Raw genomic sequence first — 16,677 nt, forward strand, 5'->3', positions numbered from 1 at the left:
TGCAACTACTACCCTTCCTGACTTGCATCTCCTCACCGAAGACAACTCCTTGCGCGATACCTGAAGCGCGCGTCCAAACCTATCCCAACGAGGTATCGGTGGCGGCCGAACATGACGCCAGGCCTTGCCACGCCTCCAGGAATCCCCAGGGAGAATCATCATGCGTGCTGCGCAATTAAAAACGCTACTGCCACGGGAGCTATTGGCCTCTGTGGTTGTGTTTCTGGTCGCCCTGCCCTTGTGCATGGGCATCGCCATCGCCTCCGGGATGCCACCGGCCAAAGGCTTGATCACCGGCATCATCGGCGGCCTGGTCGTGGGGTGGCTGGCGGGGTCGCCGCTGCAAGTCAGTGGCCCGGCAGCCGGTCTGGCAGTACTGGTATTCGAAGTGGTGCGCCAGCATGGCATGGTCATGCTGGGGCCGATCCTGCTGCTGGCAGGTTTTCTGCAACTGTTGGCCGGACGTTTGCGCCTGGGCTGCTGGTTCCGCGTCACCGCCCCGGCTGTGGTCTACGGCATGCTTGCCGGGATCGGGGTGCTGATTGTGCTGTCGCAAATCCATGTAATGCTCGACGGCGTGCCAAAACCTTCCGGCCTGGACAACCTTGCAGGTTTCCCGCAGGCATTGGCGCAAGCCATCCCAACCCTGGGTGGTGGCCTTGGATGGCAGGCAGGACTCCTGGGCCTGGCAACCATTCTGGTGATGTGGTCGTGGGACAAATTACGCCCGCAAAAACTGCGCTTTGTCCCCGGTGCCCTGCTCGGCGTGGGCTTGACCACTCTGGTCAGCCTGATAATGGCGTTGCAGGTAAAACGGGTTGAAGTCCCGGAAAACCTGGCGGACGCTATCGACTGGCTGCGCCCAGCCGACCTGCTGAACCTGGCCGATCCCAATCTGTTGATCGCGGCGTTTGCAGTGGCGTTTATCGCCAGTGCAGAAACCTTGCTGTCCGCAGCGGCCGTCGACCGTATGCACAACGGCAAGCGCTCTGATTTTGACAAGGAACTGACGGCACAGGGAGTCGGCAATATGCTCTGTGGCGTGCTCGGTGCATTACCAATGACCGGAGTGATCGTGCGCAGCTCGGCCAATGTTCAGGCAGGCGCCACCACCCGTCTTTCGGCAATGTTCCATGGCCTTTGGCTGCTGGCTTTTGTGATGTTGCTGTCCAGTGTGCTGCAAAGCATTCCAGTGGCAAGCCTGGCGGGAGTACTGGTCTACACCGGGATCAAATTGGTGGACCTCAAGGCCTTCCGCGGCCTGGCCCGTTATGGCCGCATCCCGATGCTGACCTATGCCGCAACCGCGCTGTCGATCATCTTCACCGACTTGCTGACCGGGGTACTGCTGGGTTTCGGCTTGACCCTGGCCAACTTGGCGTGGAAAGCAGCACGTCTGAAAATCAGCTTGATTGACCTGCCCCAAAGCGGCGAGATGGAGTTGCGGCTCAATGGTTCTGCGACCTTCCTCAAAGTACCGGCATTAACTCAGGTACTGGCTCGCGTACCAGCAGGCAGCAGCGTATATGTACCACTTAATAACCTGAGCTATATCGATCACTCCTGCCTGGAGTTGTTCGAGGAATGGGGGCGGGCCAATGCCGCCAAGGGCTCGAAGCTGATCATTGAACCCCAGGGGTTGAAACGCCGTCTGGAAGGCCGACTGCGCACCACCCGGGGCCTGGGTTCAGCCACCGCCTAAAATCAAACTCCGGTAATGCCCAGGATTGGTCCCTGACCATTTGCGAAAGGCCTTGTAAAACGAGCTGGTGTCGGCAAAACCCAGGCGCTGGGCGATGTCGGCAAAGCTGTGGTCGGGGTCGGCCAGCCAGCCAATCGCCAGTTCCTTGCGCACGCCGTCCTTGATCCCTTGAAAGGTTTGCCCCTCGTCCGCCAAACGGCGGCGCAGGGTTGACGCCGACATGCACAAGCTCTGCGCCATGCCCTGGGTTTCAGGCCACTGCTCGGCTGGCAACTGGCGCAAATCCTGTTTGATCTGGCTGGCCAGGCTCAACGGGTCACGGTACTTGACCAGAATATTGGCCGGAGCTTCGGCCAAAAAACGCTTCAGTTCCTGGGCGTTGCGCTTGATCGGTGCATCCAGGCAATCGGCGGCAAAAATCATCCGTGTGCGTGGCCGCTCAAAGCGCAGGTTCTCGGAGAACATCACTTCGTAGTCACCGCAGTAATCGGGCGCTTCACAGCGCAGCTCGATGGCCAGAATCGGCAGTCGTCGCCCGGCCAGCCAGCAGGCCACACCGTGCACGATCATCCAGTAGGTGAAGTAGGTAAAGCCACGGCTCGTCTGCTGGTCAGGTTCCTGCAAGACGATTTCGGCCAGGCTTTGCTGGCGCACCAACCGCGCCGGCAAGCGCTCAAGCATCAACGACAGAAACCCCAGCACCACCTCCAGCCCCTGGGCCAGCGTCGGCTGCGCCATGGCCGTGCGGCACATGAATTCCAGGCTGCCGGAGCGCAACTTGTGTGGGTCCATGCCAAAAAATTCGTCATCCAGACGTCGCGCCAACAGCCGCCACAGACGTGCATAGACTATTGCAGGCACGCGGGCCTGCGGCTCGTCGAGCAGCGCCGGAGCGATACCGACCTTGTGCAACACTTCATCCGTGGCACTGCCCGGCGCACAACTCTGCAACAGCGCCTCGCGCACCAGATGAATGGAGATGGTGTCCTTGTTCAGCATTGGCCCGGTTCCAAGCCCGATGACTTTTAGATGACGGCCATCTTAAGCAGCACGGATCAAAAAGCCAGCAGTACCTTAGCCTTATACGGCCAGCGCCAATGGCGGTGCTGCCAAACGCTTGGCCAGCAACCCGGCAAACGCCACCACCGGGACCACCGCGGTAGCCAGAGCCAGCCATAACAGACCGGCAAAACCGTCCACCACCAATTGCCCGGCCAGCGCTGGCCCGACCATAGAGCTCAAGGCAAAGGCAGCAGGAATCAACATGATCGAACGCCCGCTCGGGTCGAGCCTCGCAACCGCAGCGGTCTGGTAGATGCAGCCCCAGCAGAAACCCACCTCCCAGATCCAGGCCCCCAGGGCGTACAGGACAAAGCCTTCGGCATAGGCCAGCAACAGCAAACCCGTACCGATTACCGCCAGCACCAGCAAGTGCGGCCAGCGTGTACCGAGTCGGTCGCCAATCAGCGCCAGCGCCAGGGCCGCACCGCCACCGAGCAGTTTAAGCACCGCAAACACCACCCCCATTTGTGCGGGCGCCACGTCCAGACCATGCCCAAGACGTTCAAGAAATGCCCACAGACCGATCTGCCCGGCACCAAACACAAAGAAAAACCCCAGTGCCCAATACGCAGGCACAGGGAAGAGAAAACGGCCTCGAAGGGAATTTTCTTTAGCCAAATCCGCCTGTACCGCGAAATCACTGCGGCGCGGCAACGCAAAGGCGCTCAGGCTCAGTAACAGAATCATGGCCGCCAGCACCAGCGCGCCACCGGCGTAGTGATAGTTGCTGATCACCATCGAAGGCAACACAAACAGCACCAGCGCCACCAAGCCCAGCTCAATCCCCTGGCGCATGCCAAACGCCCGCTCCTTGTTGGGCATCTCGGCCATGATCCGCAGCCCGAGGCAGGTCATCAGTGCGGCAAAAAAACCGATCAGCGCCCACAACGGCAGCTGTGCAGGGGCCGGCAACTGTGAAGAGGCCAGCAATGCCAGCGCCGCGCCCAATGCGCAGCCAAACGTCAGGACGCGCCAGTTGCAGCGGTCGATAAAGCCCACAGCAACCAGCGTCCCCACCAGATAGCCGCTGAAGCACACAGAGCCGAGCAAACCGATTTGCGACGGTGCAAAACCGAAACTGTCCGCCAGTGAGCCCAGCAGAATGGGCAGGGTATTGAAGGGCAAGCCACCGATGGTCGACGCCAGGCTGGCGGCCAACATAAAGGTCAGGGTTTTACGTTGGTTCAGCGTCATCGGCAGTGCCCTTCGCTCAAGCAATCAATCAGCGGTGATCTACGGTAGTGATTTCACGACGCTCGGCCATGTTCGCCGCAACGCTGGCTTCGTCTGTAAAGAACTGCTGATACCACTCGCGCAACTGATACACCGGACCATCACCCTCGGCCAAAACCGGGTTGTTGACCCGCACTTTGTGAGTCCAGATATCCACGTCCTGATAGAACGAATCACGGTTGCGTTGCACGTAATCCAACGCCAGGGCTTCGTTCTGTTCCTGGGTCCAGCCCGGCACTTTTTTCACCATGCAGCCAAAGCGCAGTTCAAAACTGTTGGGGCCGATAGGCACGTGGCAATTAAGCAGGATGGACTTGATTTCCTGACCATCGAACATGGCGCGCATGCGGGTCAGGTGAGTCGCGGGGCCGTAATAGGCCGATTCAGCCACCAGGTCGCCGCCCAAGCGTTCGGAGTCGCCGTGGAATATTTGCTGAGCGATATGGCCTTCGAACACATTGTGGAAATACTTGGTTGGCGTGCCATGTACCGGGCCGAAATGCTGGGCATCCACCAGGTTGTCGACCAGTTCACGAGGGTTGGTATTGATGATCAGCTTGTCCATGTACCAGCTGTGCAGCCACTCATCGCTGTCCATTTCCGGCAGATGCGGGATCACCACGCCTTCGGCAGGCGGCTTGCCTTCAGGGTTGTTCCACACAAACAGCAGCTTGTTCACTTCGCAGGTCTGCCAGGCGCGGGTTTTGGCCTTGGGCGGAATACGCTTGCAGTAAGGGATCTCGACACACTTGCCACTGGCGTCGTACTGCCAGTGGTGGAAGGGGCAGACCACCCGGTCATTCTCGATAGTGCCCTGGGACAGGTCGGCCCCCATATGCGGGCAATGGGCGTCCAGCACACTGATCGCGCCAGTGGACGTGGCGAAAGCCAGCAGTCGCGAGCCAAACACATTCAGGGTATGCAACTTGCCATCACGGAATTCATTAGCTTCGCCCAGGCAATGCCAGCCACGGCCAAAACGCGGTGACAAAGTATTCTCGACGTGGATTTCTGCGAGTTTAGTCATTTTTATTATTCCTCAGGTTAAGGGCCAGGGCGCTTACCGAATGATCTTCACCGAGGTCCGAGGCGGGTTCATCGTTCAGATGGACTAGTACACCGAGGCGCCGTAGCCGCTGTCGAGGAACGAGGCTGCGATGGGCTGCGCAGCGGCCTCGATGTCTTGAAGGTCCTTCGTCCCTTATCGCAGCCTCGTTCCTGGACAGTGGCTACAGCATTTGAGAGTGCAAATTCGTATTACCGCCAGTCCTCGACAATCCCGTGTTCCCTGGCAAATGGCTGGCAATGAATGGTCTTGCGCTGGTGATCGACTGCCGCATCGTTGGTCGCCAGCCACAGCATCACCGCTGCTGGCACCTGGGGTGGCGCAGAACCTGCGCGCAAGGCAATCACGCCCTTGTCACCGATGGTGGCGCGCAAGGCATCGGTGGTCACGACGCCGGGGTTGAGGGTGTAGGCGCGGATCCCCTGCTCGCCGAACTCCACCGACAAAATACCCGACAAACGCGATACCGCCGCCTTGCCCGCGCCATAGGCATAGCCCCAGCCGCCCTTGCCCGCCGCCACCGGCGGATCAGTTTCACCCGCGCCGGAGGTGACGTTAATCACCACCCCGGCGCCCTGCTCCAGCATCTGGCTGACCACGGCCCGGGTCAGCAAAAACGGGGTCATTACATAGCCCTGAAACACCCGCTCCAGGGTCTCGGGCTGCAACTCCATAAACGCTGCGTTAAGGTCGCTGCCCTGATAGATCGCATTGTTGACCAGCACATCCACCCGACCATATTCGGCAACCACCGCACGGCTTGCCGCGAGCACCGATTCGCTGTCGAGCAGGTCCATGCGTACCACCAGCGCCTTGCGCCCCAGTTCGCGGATCGCTGCCGCCGTGGCGTTCAAACTGCCGGGTAGCGCTGTGCCGTCGGGGTTGCGCAAGCCGTGGGTATGGCTTTCGCCCTCATCCAGGCTGCGAGCGCTGATGGCCAGATCGAAACCTGCACGGGCAAACGCCAGCGCGGTTTCACGACCGATACCGCGACTGGCGCCGGTAATAAATGCCACTTTGTTCATAAGAGCTCCTTAAAGGTCAAAAGCGCTGCGCGCGCACCATCGCATCCATGCCACCGTCGACAAACATCACGCTGCCAGTGACAAAACTGGCCTGTGTCGACTGCAGAAATGCCACCACCTGAGCAATTTCAGCAGGACTTCCCGCACGCCCCAATGGCGCGACAAACTCACGTACTGCCTTGCCGAACCGGGCATCCTCCTTGGCCGCCTGATGTAGCGGAGTTTCCACCGCGCCCGGTGCAACCACGTTCAAGCGGATACCTTGCGCAGCCCATTGCACCGACTTGCGCCGTGCCTCACAGGTCACCGCGTATTTGGAGCTGGCATAGGCGATATGGGGCTGGCCCAGTGCATCGGCCAGCGCCAGGGCTTGCGTCTCGTCACCGGCCAGCAGCGCTGCAACCATCGGCTGTTGATCAGCACCGGGCTGGGTGGCGGCCACCGAGCCAATCACCAACGCGGCCGGGTTTTCACCCTTGGCCAGCGCGTCAGCCAAACCGTCAAGCAGTTCACTGACGCCGAAGTAGTTCACTGCCAGCACCAGGCTGCTTGAAGAAGCCGTCACCCCAAGTCCGGCGCAGCACACCAGGCCATCAAGCACCCCGCCCGACTGCTCAAGCACCTGGGCCACGGCTGTCTGACGCCCGGTACGGGTCGACAGGTCAGCGACCACCTCGGCATTAGCCCGGTCGATCCCGATAATGCGGTGCCCCGCAGCCCGTAATACCGCGCACACGGCGGCGCCGATCCCGGAAGCGGAACCGCTGACAGCTGTAACTGGCATATGACTTTCCTTGATGATGCAGGCGCAGTAGCCTGGCTGAAGAGCAACCGACAGTGGCGATCAATCGCCACCGTCGGCCGGTAAACGATGTTTAAGCGCTTTTACGAAGCGGCCGCGCCAACTGTGGCGCTGGCACTATCACTGACTCAGCCGCTCGCAAGGCGCACTTGGGCTTTCCCAGCGCGACCACGCTGTTCAGCAGAATCCTTACCAGCTCGGTCTGACGGCGCACACCGGTCTTGGAGAAAATAGAACGCAGATGCGCCCGTGCGGTGTTGCGTCGAATATTCAGGTTTTCCGCGGCCTCTTCCAAGGACAAACCGTTGGCCAACTCCATCGCCAGCGCCGTTTCAGCCTTGGTCAGATTGAACAGCTGCTTGGTCACCACCTCGCTGGCCAGCGACTTGCCGACCGAGTCGCGGATATAGATCACCGCCGCCGGTTTGCTCTTGCCTTCAGCCCATTCCAGCGAAGGAATAGCCTCGACCACCAGCCCCAAGCTGACCTGCCCCGAAGGTCGGGTCACGGACATCGCATCTGCCGTCACCCCGCCATCGCGCACTTCCTGACTAAAGGCATGCTTGACCAGACGCTGCAGCTCACGGTTGTCGCTGGGGTAAGTGGCTTCCAGCCTGCCACCCACCAGTTTCAGGCCATCGGCGTTTTTGAGGATTTCTTCGGCCACCGGGTTCAGGCGCAGCACCTTGCCGGTTTCGTCGAGCACAATGGTCGCCACGGACAGGCGACTGATAGCCTGCGCATAAAGCTCGCTCATGGACTCGCTGCGATCGAGCAGGTTGTGCAAGTGCAAGGCCCGGCGCAAATGCGGCAGGAAGCTGCTGCACAACGCACGTTCGGCACTGGAAAATTTCGGAGAGGTTTTGGGCCGGGTCAGACGAAAACGCAGCTTGCCACCTTCAGGGGTGGAAATATCGGCCCCCATTACATGGAAGACATTTTGCGGGCCGCAGTAAGCCTTGAAATACGCCGAACTCATCCATTCGGACTCGCTCATCAGGTCTTCAACCGTAAACACCTGATCCAGCGCTTGCCCGGCGAACGGGGTATTGGCTTGCGGGTAGGTTTGATACGTCAGTTCACCCTCGCCTTCAATATCCCCGGCCACAATCATCAGGCCCAGGTCAGGCTGATCCGGCACGCGCAGAATCAAGGTCGCGTAGTTGGCCTGGAACATGTTGCGAACCGCGCACAAGGTACGACCCATGACTTTCGGGTCTAGCGCCCCGTCGTAGAAGCTGCCGATCATTTGATCGTAATCGGCCAGTTCAAGTCCCAGACTGGCCAGGGTTTGATGATTCAGGGTCACTGTATCCACGGACATTTCCTCGCATTGGGTCAGGTTCAGGACCTGCCCTTTTTATTGTTCTTATTACCAGCGGCTTGCCTCTGCGCAGGTACTGCAGCCCTGCGCAAAAGCACCTCAGTGTGTCTTTATGTTGGTCGCCATACAAGCCCGGCAAGCTGTCTGTTTCAGCGGTTTGACGAGTCCTTGGCGGCAACGCTCGGCTTGAGCGGGTAATGCCCGGCAGGCACATCCTGGCCCCGGGGTTTAACCTTGACCAACGGGCGCCCCAGATTGAACCAGGCCGCCAGCGCAGGCAGTAAAAAGATCGCCCCGAGCACGTTAACCAGGAACATGAACGACAGCAGCACGCCCATATCGGCCTGGAACTTCAAGGGGGCAAAGGCCCAGGTACAAACACCGATGGACATGGTCAGTGCAGTAAAAACCGCCGCCGTACCGCGTTGGCACATGGCCTGGTAGAAGGCGTTACGCAGGTCCTTGCCGTCGGCCATTTCATGGGCAATCCGCTCGTACAGGTAGATCCCGTAATCGACCCCGACGCCCACGCCCAGCGCCATCACCGGCAACGTCGCGACTTTCAGACCGATGCCCAGGGTTGCCATCAGGGCATTACACAGGATCGCGACAATCGCCAACGGCACCAGAATGCACAGTACTGCGCGCAATGAGCCAAAGGTCAGCCAGCAGAACAGCGCCACCGAGCCGAACAGGGCAGCGAGCATCACCACCTCGGCCTGCTTGACCGCTTCGTTGGACGCGGCCATCACACCGACGTTGCCGCCCGCCATCAGAAACTCCACATTCGGACCTTGCAGACCGGCAATGATGCGCTGGGTTTCGTCGACCACATGGCTCACCGTCGCACCTTCGTGGTCGGTTAGAAACACCAGTATCTGCATGCGCTGGCAGCCTTCAGTCACCAGCCCGTCATCCGGCATGTAAGCACGGGATCCCTGGCTCAAACCGCGTTCGGAACCCGGGATCGCCGACCAGCGCGGGTTGCCTTCGTTATTGCCGGCAATCACGGTTTTACCCATGCCCGCCACACTCTGTACCGACTGCACCCCGGCCACGCTGCGGATCTGAAAGTCGAACGACTCGATGGCCCGCATCACCTGCGGCGCCAGGCAACCTTCTTCAATGCCTTTGACCTGTACAAACACCGACATCACATCCAGACCAATGGAGTAGCTGTTAATGATCTTCTGGTTGTCCTGGTTGTAACGCGAGTCTGCCCGCAGTTCCGGCGCACCAACGCCAATATCGCCTACCGCTAGATCCCGGGCCTTCCAGGCGCCGACTCCGAGCAGCAACAGGCTGACTACAAAGACTGCCAACGCTGGTTTCGGCTCGGCCAGCGCCGACAGCCGCCACCACAATGCGTGCTTGCCCTGAACCTTGAGTCCTTGCGCCAGAGCGCTCGGCTCGAGCTTCAAATACGACAGGATGATCGGCAGCATCAGCTTGTTGGTGATGATCATCAGCATCACCCCAATGCACGCGGTCACGCCCAGTTCATGCACGATGGGAATATCGATCAGCATGATCACGCCAAAGCCCAAGGCATTCATCAGCAAGGCCAGGGAGCCGGGGATGAAAATCTTGCAAAAGGCACCGCGCGCCGCCTGCACCGACGAGCAGCCGCCCAGCACATCCTGTTTCCAGGCATTGGTCATCTGTACCGCATGGGACACGCCAATCGAGAAGATCAGGAACGGCACCAGAATCGACATCGGGTCGATCCCCAGCCCCAGCAAAGGCAGCAACCCCAGCAGCCAGACCACCGGCAACAGCGCCACAGCCAGAGCCACGACGGTCAGCCGCCATGAGCGTGAATACACCCACAGCATCAGGGCCGTGATCACAAAGGCAATCACAAAGAAGCCGATCACTGTAGTCAGCCCTTCAACCACATCCCCCACCAGTTTGGCAAAGCCGACGATATTGATCTCGATCTCGTCATTGCTGTACTTGGAGCGAATGTCCTCAAGCCGCTTGGCTACCTCGGCATACGACACCGACTTGCCGGTCTGGGGGTCCAGATCCTGCAGGTCGGCGCGCACCATCGAGGAGGTCAGGTCGTTGGCTACCAAGCGTCCGACCTGCCCCGAACGGGCGACGTTGTTGCGTACCTGGGACAGATCCTCGGCCGAGCCAGTAAAGCGCGGAGGCACCACCACATCACCAAAAAAACCGTCTTCAGTAATTTCGATGTAACGCACATTGGCGGTAAACAGCGAAGTCACACTGGCGCGACTGACACCATTGATGAAGAAAACATCATCCGTAACCTTGCTCAGGGTTTCGAGGTATTGGCGGTTATAGATATCGCCCTCGCCCTTCCACTTCACGCTGACCAAAAAGCGGTTGGCGCCGGTGAAGTACTGGCTGAAGTTGAGGAAGTTGACCATAAACGCGTTGCGTACCGGGATCTGCTTGTTAAAGCCCGGGTCCAATTGCGTATGGGTAGCGCTGTAACCCAGGGCCAGGGTCAACAGCACAAACAGCGCCAGCAAACCCTTGCGCCAAGTAATCAACAGGTCGGCGATACGCTCGACCACACGGTTTATCGCAGTTTTCTGACTACTCACTGGGCACCTCCCAGCGCCGCAACACCACCATCAGCGCCCTGGAACACACCGCGCTCGCCGCCCACCAGCAAGCGCCGAGAGCCGATCAATACCGCCGAAGTCAGTGTGCCCAGACCCGGCAGACGAGTAGCGCTGACCAGCGCACCATTACCATCCAGACGCACCAGCGAGCTGCCCGCGCCGACAATCAGCAAGCCCCCGCCATTGGGCAACAGAGCATGCCCGTAGAGGGGCAACTGATTGCCAACATTCACCGCCTGCCAGGTCTGGCCAAAGTTCTGGCTGACAAACACATGGCCGCGCATGCCGTAGGTCACCCAGCGATCCGGGCTCAAGCGCACCACGCCAAACAATGAACCGTTGTAGAACGGAGCCAGCTTCTCCCAACTGCGGCCCGCATCGTCACTGCGCAACACCAGCCCTTGCTCGCCGACCACCATCCGCCGACCGTCGGCACCGCCGTCCATGCCGTTCAGGTGGGCACTGTCCACCTCCAATGGCTGGGCTTGCCAAGTGCGACCGTCATCATCGGACTGGTAGAACTTGCCAAAACTACCGAACGCCAGCACACGATTACCGCCCGCACTCCAGACACCCAGCAACGGTTCGGCGATTTCAGCGTCATAGCGAACCTCGGACCAGTTCGCGCCTGCATCATCAGAGCGCAGAATCCAGCCATCATGACCCACTGCCAGCAAGCTTTTGTCTTGCAGTGCCACCAGTGCGGTCAGGGTCAAATCACGTTGTGGCTTGACCGCAGCCGACTGCCAGGACACACCCTGATCATCGCTGAGCAAAATATTGCCGCGTTCACCCACTGCAACTACACGCTGATCAAGATACAGCATGCCGTTGATTTGCAGACGATCGGGGCGCAACTGGGCCGAAGCGACGTTAGAGGCATGACGGGGGGAGAAGGTAAACGCGATGGTTGCAGCGACAATCAGGCAAACCAGATAGCCGATTATTGAGCGCATGGTCGATGCCTCGCTGCACGATTCAGTTGCTGGGCAGAGTTCATGCAGCCAGTCCTCTTTTTATAATCGTGGATGCTCTGGCTACCTACTCGGCGAGGTGCCAGAACCTGCCTTCGATCATCGGACTGGTCAGTCACGGGCACATCGTCCAAATGGCCTAGCCCTGATGGTGGGTGATGCACGCCACCTGTAGCCGCTGACGAGCTACGCGAGGCTGCGGCTACAGAGATACTTCAAGCGTGGGAGCGAGCCTGCTCGCGAAGATCATTCGCGAGCAGGCTCGCTCCCACTGGGGCTTGACCTGGAACAGAGTATCTACAGAGAGTGGCTCAAACCAGCCGCTGAATCTGCTTGTGCCGCCAGACCAGCCGGTAGTAAGCGGTCTGCAAGCCCAGCATGGCGATATAGGTCACCGGGAACGCCATCCATACGCCCTCAAGCCCAAAATGCGCATTGAGCGCATAGGCCACCGGCAACTCGATGCACAGCACGCAGAAAATCGTGATTCCCATCGGCACCAGTACTACGCCGCTGGCACGCATGATCCCGCCGATAACTGCCTGGAAGCCAAATACCAGAATGCTCCACAACATGATGTGCAACAGATGCTCAGCCCGTACACGTGCATCAACGTCGGTAATAAACAGCCCCAGCAGCCAGTGCGAGAGCACATAGCCCAGCACAATCAGGGCTCCGGTCAGGCACAGGTTGATCAGCAAACCGGTACGCAGGATCGGCCCAATGCGCTCGATACGCCCGGCACCAATGGCCTGGGCACCCAGAATCGAGGCAGTAATGGCAATCGACAGCGCCGGGAACTGCACGTAGTTAACGATCTGGGTCACCGCGCCATAAGCCGCCGTAGCCTGGGAACCGTGGCTGTTGACCAGCGCCAGAATCACCAGCTCCGACAGCGATAGCACTACCATCTGCACGCCGGTAGGCAAACCGATGCGCAGCACCTTGCCCAGAATCTCCCGGTTCAGGCGCAATGCAGCCCACAGCTCACGGTCCGGGGCCATCACATGATTTTTATGGCGCAGGCGCAGCACCAAAAACAGCATGGCCAGAATATTACCCACCAGCCCCGCATAGGCCGCGCTTTGAATACCCATCGGTGGCAGCCCGATCCAGCCGAGGATAAGGGCCGGGGTCAATAGCAAGCCCACCGCCGTAGACACCATCAGCGCCAGCAACGGCGAAACCGTATCACTGACCCCACGCAGTATTTGCGTAAAAAGAATAAACACCAGCAGCAACGGCATGATCAACATCATCACCCGGGCATAGCCGACTGCCTCTTCCAGCACGTCAACCGGTGTGCCCAATGCCTGCAGGGCTGGCCGTGCCAGCAGGCTGCCCAGCACCGCCGCCAGCAGGCCGATCAGCGCACCAAGGGTCAAGGTAGCCCCGGTGATCTGTTTGACCATCGTGGTCTCCCGCGCGCCCCAGGCCTGGCCAATCAGCACCGACGCACCGGCCCCCAGACCAATCACCAGCGCGATAAAGAAGAACACGATGGGAAACATTCCCGACACAGCCGCCAGCGCCTGGGTGCCGAGCAGTTGCCCGACATAAATACCGTTGAGGGTGCCGGAAAAGCTCTGCAGGAAGTTGGACAGCACCATCGGCGCGAGGAAAATCAGGTAGGTTCGCCACAGCGGCCGTTGCGAGGGGGTTTGCATGAACAAAGTGCCTGAAAAAATTAACAACGAGGGTTATACCGCAAATGTATCCGAATGTTCCTGTTGAGCATAACCACGACACGAACTCAAGGTCTCACCACAGGTGATTTCAACTACCCTTCCTGACGGGTTGCTGAACATGAAGAAATATTCAGAAACGTTTCAGCTTTTTGTGGGCAAAATGTGCTCACCGCTGCAAAAGCCCATCAGGTGACGGTATGACCCGTATTTTGACCATTGAAGACGATGCCGTAACGGCGAAAGAAATCGTGGCTGAATTGACCAGCCACGGCCTTGAGGTCGATTGGGTAGCCAATGGCCGTGAAGGCCTGGTCCGGGCGGTCAGTGGCGACTACGACCTGATCACCCTCGACCGCATGCTCCCCGAGCTGGACGGTTTGGCGATCGTGACCACCCTGCGCACCATTGGCGTCAGCACCCCGATTTTGATGATCAGCGCCCTCTCCGATGTCGACGAGCGGGTACGCGGCCTGCGCGCCGGTGGGGATGACTACCTGACCAAACCTTTTGCCAGCGACGAAATGGCGGCCCGGGTTGAAGTTCTGTTACGACGCAAAAGCCCGGTCGACAAATTCGAAACTTCATTGCGGGTTTGCGATCTGGAACTCAACCTGATTACCCGCGAAGCCAGCCGCAACGAACAACAGCTGAGCCTGCTGCCCACCGAGTACAAGCTGCTGGAATTTTTGATGCGCAACACCGGGCAAATCCTCTCTCGCATGATGATTTTCGAGGAAGTCTGGGGCTATCACTTCGACCCGGGCACCAACCTGATCGACGTGCATATCGGTCGCCTGCGCAAAAAAATCGACCCGCCCGGCCAAGTGCCTCTGATTCGCACCGTTCGAGGCTCGGGTTATGTCATTGCCGAACCCCTCTAAGGGCTGGCGTTCTTCCAGCAGTCGACTGCTGGCGTTGTACAGTTTTCTGTTCGTGGCCTGGAGCTGCATCCTCATGGGGGTGCTGTATTACGAAGTCTCGGATTACCTGGGCAACCTGGCCAAGCATTCACTTATGCAGCGCCAGCATTTGTTTGCCCGGTTCGAAGGCGAGCAACTGGACGAAGCGCTGGCCACCAGCATGACGTTCGATATGCGTGCAGTTGATGCCTATGGGCTGTTCGACGCGCAACACAAGCCGCTGAGCGGCCCGATCCAGACAATCCCTGCAGGCTTGCCTCTGGATGGCCAGATCCACGCCTTGAGCACCTGCATCGACTCCGACGATCCCAACCTGCCGCAAGACAGCTGCGATGCCGTGGCCAGCCAGACCAATGACGGGCGCTGGCTGGTACTGGTGCGCGACAACGGCTCGCTGTTTGCCGTCACCCGGATCATTTTGCACGCGCTGTTCTGGGGCTTGTCGCTGACCATTATCCCAGGGATTGCGGGCTGGCACTTGTTGCGCAGGCGCCCGCTGCAGCGCATCCGGGCCATCCAGGCCAGCGCCGAAGCCATTGTCGCCGGGGATTTGACCTACCGCCTGCCCTTGTCCAATCGGCGTGACGAACTGGACATGCTCGCCGCTATTGTCAACGCCATGCTCGACCGTATCGAACGGCTGATGCACGAGGTCAAGGGCGTGTGCGACAACATCGCCCACGACCTGCGTACCCCGCTCACTCGCCTGCGGGCGCAGCTCTACAGAATTCGACAGCAAGCCGTGGAAGGTTCGCCCGAAGCGCTGCAACTGGACGAAGTGATTGGCGAAACCGACACCCTGATGGCGCGTTTTCGCGGCTTGCTGCGTATTTCCGAGCTGGAAGACCATCAACGGCGCTCGGGTTTTGTGCAACTCGACCCGCTGCCCTTGCTACAAGAACTGTACGACTTTTACCTGCCACTGGCTGAAGAGGGCCAGGTCACGTTGACTCTCGACGCAGCGCAAACACTGCCCAGCCTGACAGGCGATCGGGCGCTGCTGTTCGAGGCGCTGGCCAACCTGCTGAGCAACTCGATCAAATTCACCCCACCCGGAGGTGAAGTGATCTTGCGTGCCACAGACGATGGCGCCAGCCCGCGCATTGAGGTGCTCGACACTGGCCCCGGCATCCCAGAAGCCGAGCGGGTCGCCGTGTTCCAGCGCTTTTACCGTTGTGATGACAAGCACGGTGGTTTTGGCCTTGGGCTGTCCATCGTCGCCGCCATCGTCAGCCTGCATGGCTTTACTTTGGACGTCAGTAACCGCGAAGGCGGCGGCGCCTGGCTAACGCTGCATTGCCGGCAAAGTCTGATAAATCAGGGGTAGACCAATTTTGCACAATACCTATGGGAGTGAGTGGCGCCACTGCATATACCAAAATAGAATATTTAAATCATTTTATATTCTTTTTTAAAAGCTAATTTTCCTGCAAGACTCTCGTCATAACTCTTCCAACTCATGATGAGAACGAAATGAAAAAACTCACTGCCCTCACCGCTCTGACCTTGGCTGTTTTGTCTGGCCTGGCCCACGCCGATCGTCTGGATGACATCAAAAAATCCGGTGTGCTGCGCGTGGCTTCGTTTGACAGCAACCCGCCGTTTGGTTTTGTCGATGCCAAGAGCAAGCAGATTGAGGGTCTGGATGTCGACTACGCCAAGGCCATTGCTGACAAGCTGGGCGTGAAGCTGCAACTACAGCCGACCAACCCGGCCAACCGTGTGCCGTTGCTGGTGGCAAACAAGGTGGATCTGGTACTGGCCAACTTCACCATCACCCCTGAACGCGCCGAGCAGGTGAATTTCAGCATTCCGTATTTCGCCTCGGGCCAGCAATTTATCGTCAAGAAAGGCACGCTCAAGTCCCCGGAAGAACTGAACAAATGGCGCGTGGGTGTCGACAAGGGCACGGTCAACGAAGGTGTGCTGCGCGAGAAGTTCCCGGGCGCCAAAGTGGTGGCCTACGATGACACTCCGTTCGCCTTCACTGCCCTGCGCAACGGCAACGTGCAAGCCATCACCCAGGACGGCCCGAAGCTGATCGGCCTGCTGGCCAATGTGCCGGACAAGGACAAATACGAAGTGCCGCCGTTCACCATTTCCAATGACCTGATCGGCGTCGGCATTCCAAAAGGTGAAGCGCGCCTGACCGAAGTGGTCAACCAGACCCTCACCGACCTGGAAGCCCAGGGCAAGGCACAGGGCATCTATGACACTTGGTTCGGCCCGACCACCAAGACCCCGCTGACCCGTCTGTACAAGATCGGTGACAAAAGCTAACTCC

The 16,677-nt window shown here is 59.3% G+C and carries 13 protein-coding genes; 4 read left to right on the forward strand and 9 right to left on the reverse strand.

Annotated elements, in window-relative coordinates; all coding sequences use genetic code 11:
• Positions 1-160: 160 nt before the first annotated feature.
• Positions 161-1,702, forward strand: a complete 1,542-nt coding sequence (locus V6L79_RS17525; RefSeq protein WP_338579263.1) for a SulP family inorganic anion transporter — start codon at positions 161-163, stop codon at positions 1,700-1,702.
• On the opposite strand, the gene V6L79_RS17530 is transcribed toward V6L79_RS17525, so the two are convergent.
• From V6L79_RS17530 to V6L79_RS17570, 9 genes are all read right to left on the reverse strand, one after another.
• The gene (locus V6L79_RS17530; RefSeq protein WP_261738603.1) at positions 1,688-2,701 is read right to left on the reverse strand and encodes an AraC family transcriptional regulator; all 1,014 of its coding nucleotides are present in this window, start codon (positions 2,699-2,701) and stop codon (positions 1,688-1,690) included. The two genes, V6L79_RS17525 and V6L79_RS17530, sit on opposite strands and share 15 nt — an antisense overlap.
• An 81-nt stretch (positions 2,702-2,782) precedes the next feature.
• Entirely contained in the window at positions 2,783-3,958 is a 1,176-nt protein-coding gene (locus tag V6L79_RS17535; RefSeq protein WP_338579264.1) for an MFS transporter, read from the reverse strand.
• 28 nt (positions 3,959-3,986) lie between these two features.
• Complete coding sequence (locus tag V6L79_RS17540) at positions 3,987-5,024, reverse strand: Rieske 2Fe-2S domain-containing protein (RefSeq protein WP_261738605.1); 1,038 nt, start codon at positions 5,022-5,024, stop codon at positions 3,987-3,989.
• A 230-nt stretch (positions 5,025-5,254) separates the two neighbouring features.
• On the reverse strand, positions 5,255-6,088 hold the full coding sequence (locus tag V6L79_RS17545; protein ID WP_261738606.1) for an SDR family NAD(P)-dependent oxidoreductase: 834 nt from the start codon (positions 6,086-6,088) through the stop codon (positions 5,255-5,257).
• A 16-nt stretch (positions 6,089-6,104) separates the two neighbouring features.
• Positions 6,105-6,872, reverse strand: a complete 768-nt coding sequence (locus V6L79_RS17550) for an SDR family oxidoreductase (RefSeq protein WP_338579265.1) — start codon at positions 6,870-6,872, stop codon at positions 6,105-6,107.
• A 91-nt stretch (positions 6,873-6,963) separates the two neighbouring features.
• Complete coding sequence (locus V6L79_RS17555; protein ID WP_261738608.1) at positions 6,964-8,214, reverse strand: helix-turn-helix transcriptional regulator; 1,251 nt, start codon at positions 8,212-8,214, stop codon at positions 6,964-6,966.
• Positions 8,215-8,363: 149 nt separating this feature from the next.
• Positions 8,364-10,790 carry an RND family transporter gene (locus tag V6L79_RS17560; RefSeq protein ID WP_261738609.1) on the reverse strand — a complete coding sequence of 809 codons (2,427 nt, stop codon included), beginning with the start codon at positions 10,788-10,790 and terminating at the stop codon, positions 8,364-8,366.
• On the reverse strand, positions 10,787-11,767 hold the full coding sequence (locus V6L79_RS17565; protein WP_321833590.1) for a YCF48-related protein: 981 nt from the start codon (positions 11,765-11,767) through the stop codon (positions 10,787-10,789). The genes V6L79_RS17560 and V6L79_RS17565 overlap by 4 nt, the downstream gene beginning before the upstream one ends.
• A gap of 329 nt (positions 11,768-12,096) precedes the next feature.
• Positions 12,097-13,452, reverse strand: coding sequence for an MATE family efflux transporter (locus V6L79_RS17570; RefSeq protein ID WP_261738611.1), 1,356 nt, complete (start codon positions 13,450-13,452; stop codon positions 12,097-12,099).
• A gap of 218 nt (positions 13,453-13,670) precedes the next feature.
• Between V6L79_RS17570 and V6L79_RS17575 the strand changes: the two genes are divergently transcribed.
• From V6L79_RS17575 to V6L79_RS17585, 3 genes are all read left to right on the forward strand, one after another.
• Positions 13,671-14,354 (forward strand): response regulator transcription factor, encoded by a 684-nt coding sequence (locus V6L79_RS17575; protein ID WP_321833593.1) that lies wholly within the window; start codon positions 13,671-13,673, stop codon positions 14,352-14,354.
• Positions 14,332-15,720 carry a HAMP domain-containing sensor histidine kinase gene (locus V6L79_RS17580; RefSeq protein ID WP_261738613.1) on the forward strand — a complete coding sequence of 463 codons (1,389 nt, stop codon included), beginning with the start codon at positions 14,332-14,334 and terminating at the stop codon, positions 15,718-15,720. Before V6L79_RS17575 ends, V6L79_RS17580 begins: the two co-directional genes overlap by 23 nt.
• Before the next feature lie 146 nt (positions 15,721-15,866).
• Positions 15,867-16,673: an ABC transporter substrate-binding protein gene (locus V6L79_RS17585; RefSeq protein ID WP_261738614.1), complete on the forward strand. Its 807-nt coding sequence runs from the start codon at positions 15,867-15,869 to the stop codon at positions 16,671-16,673.
• The last annotated feature ends 4 nt before the right edge of the window (positions 16,674-16,677 follow it).

The organism is Pseudomonas sp. ML2-2023-6 (assembly GCF_037055265.1).
GTDB classification, from domain to species: domain Bacteria; phylum Pseudomonadota; class Gammaproteobacteria; order Pseudomonadales; family Pseudomonadaceae; genus Aquipseudomonas; species Aquipseudomonas kulmbachensis.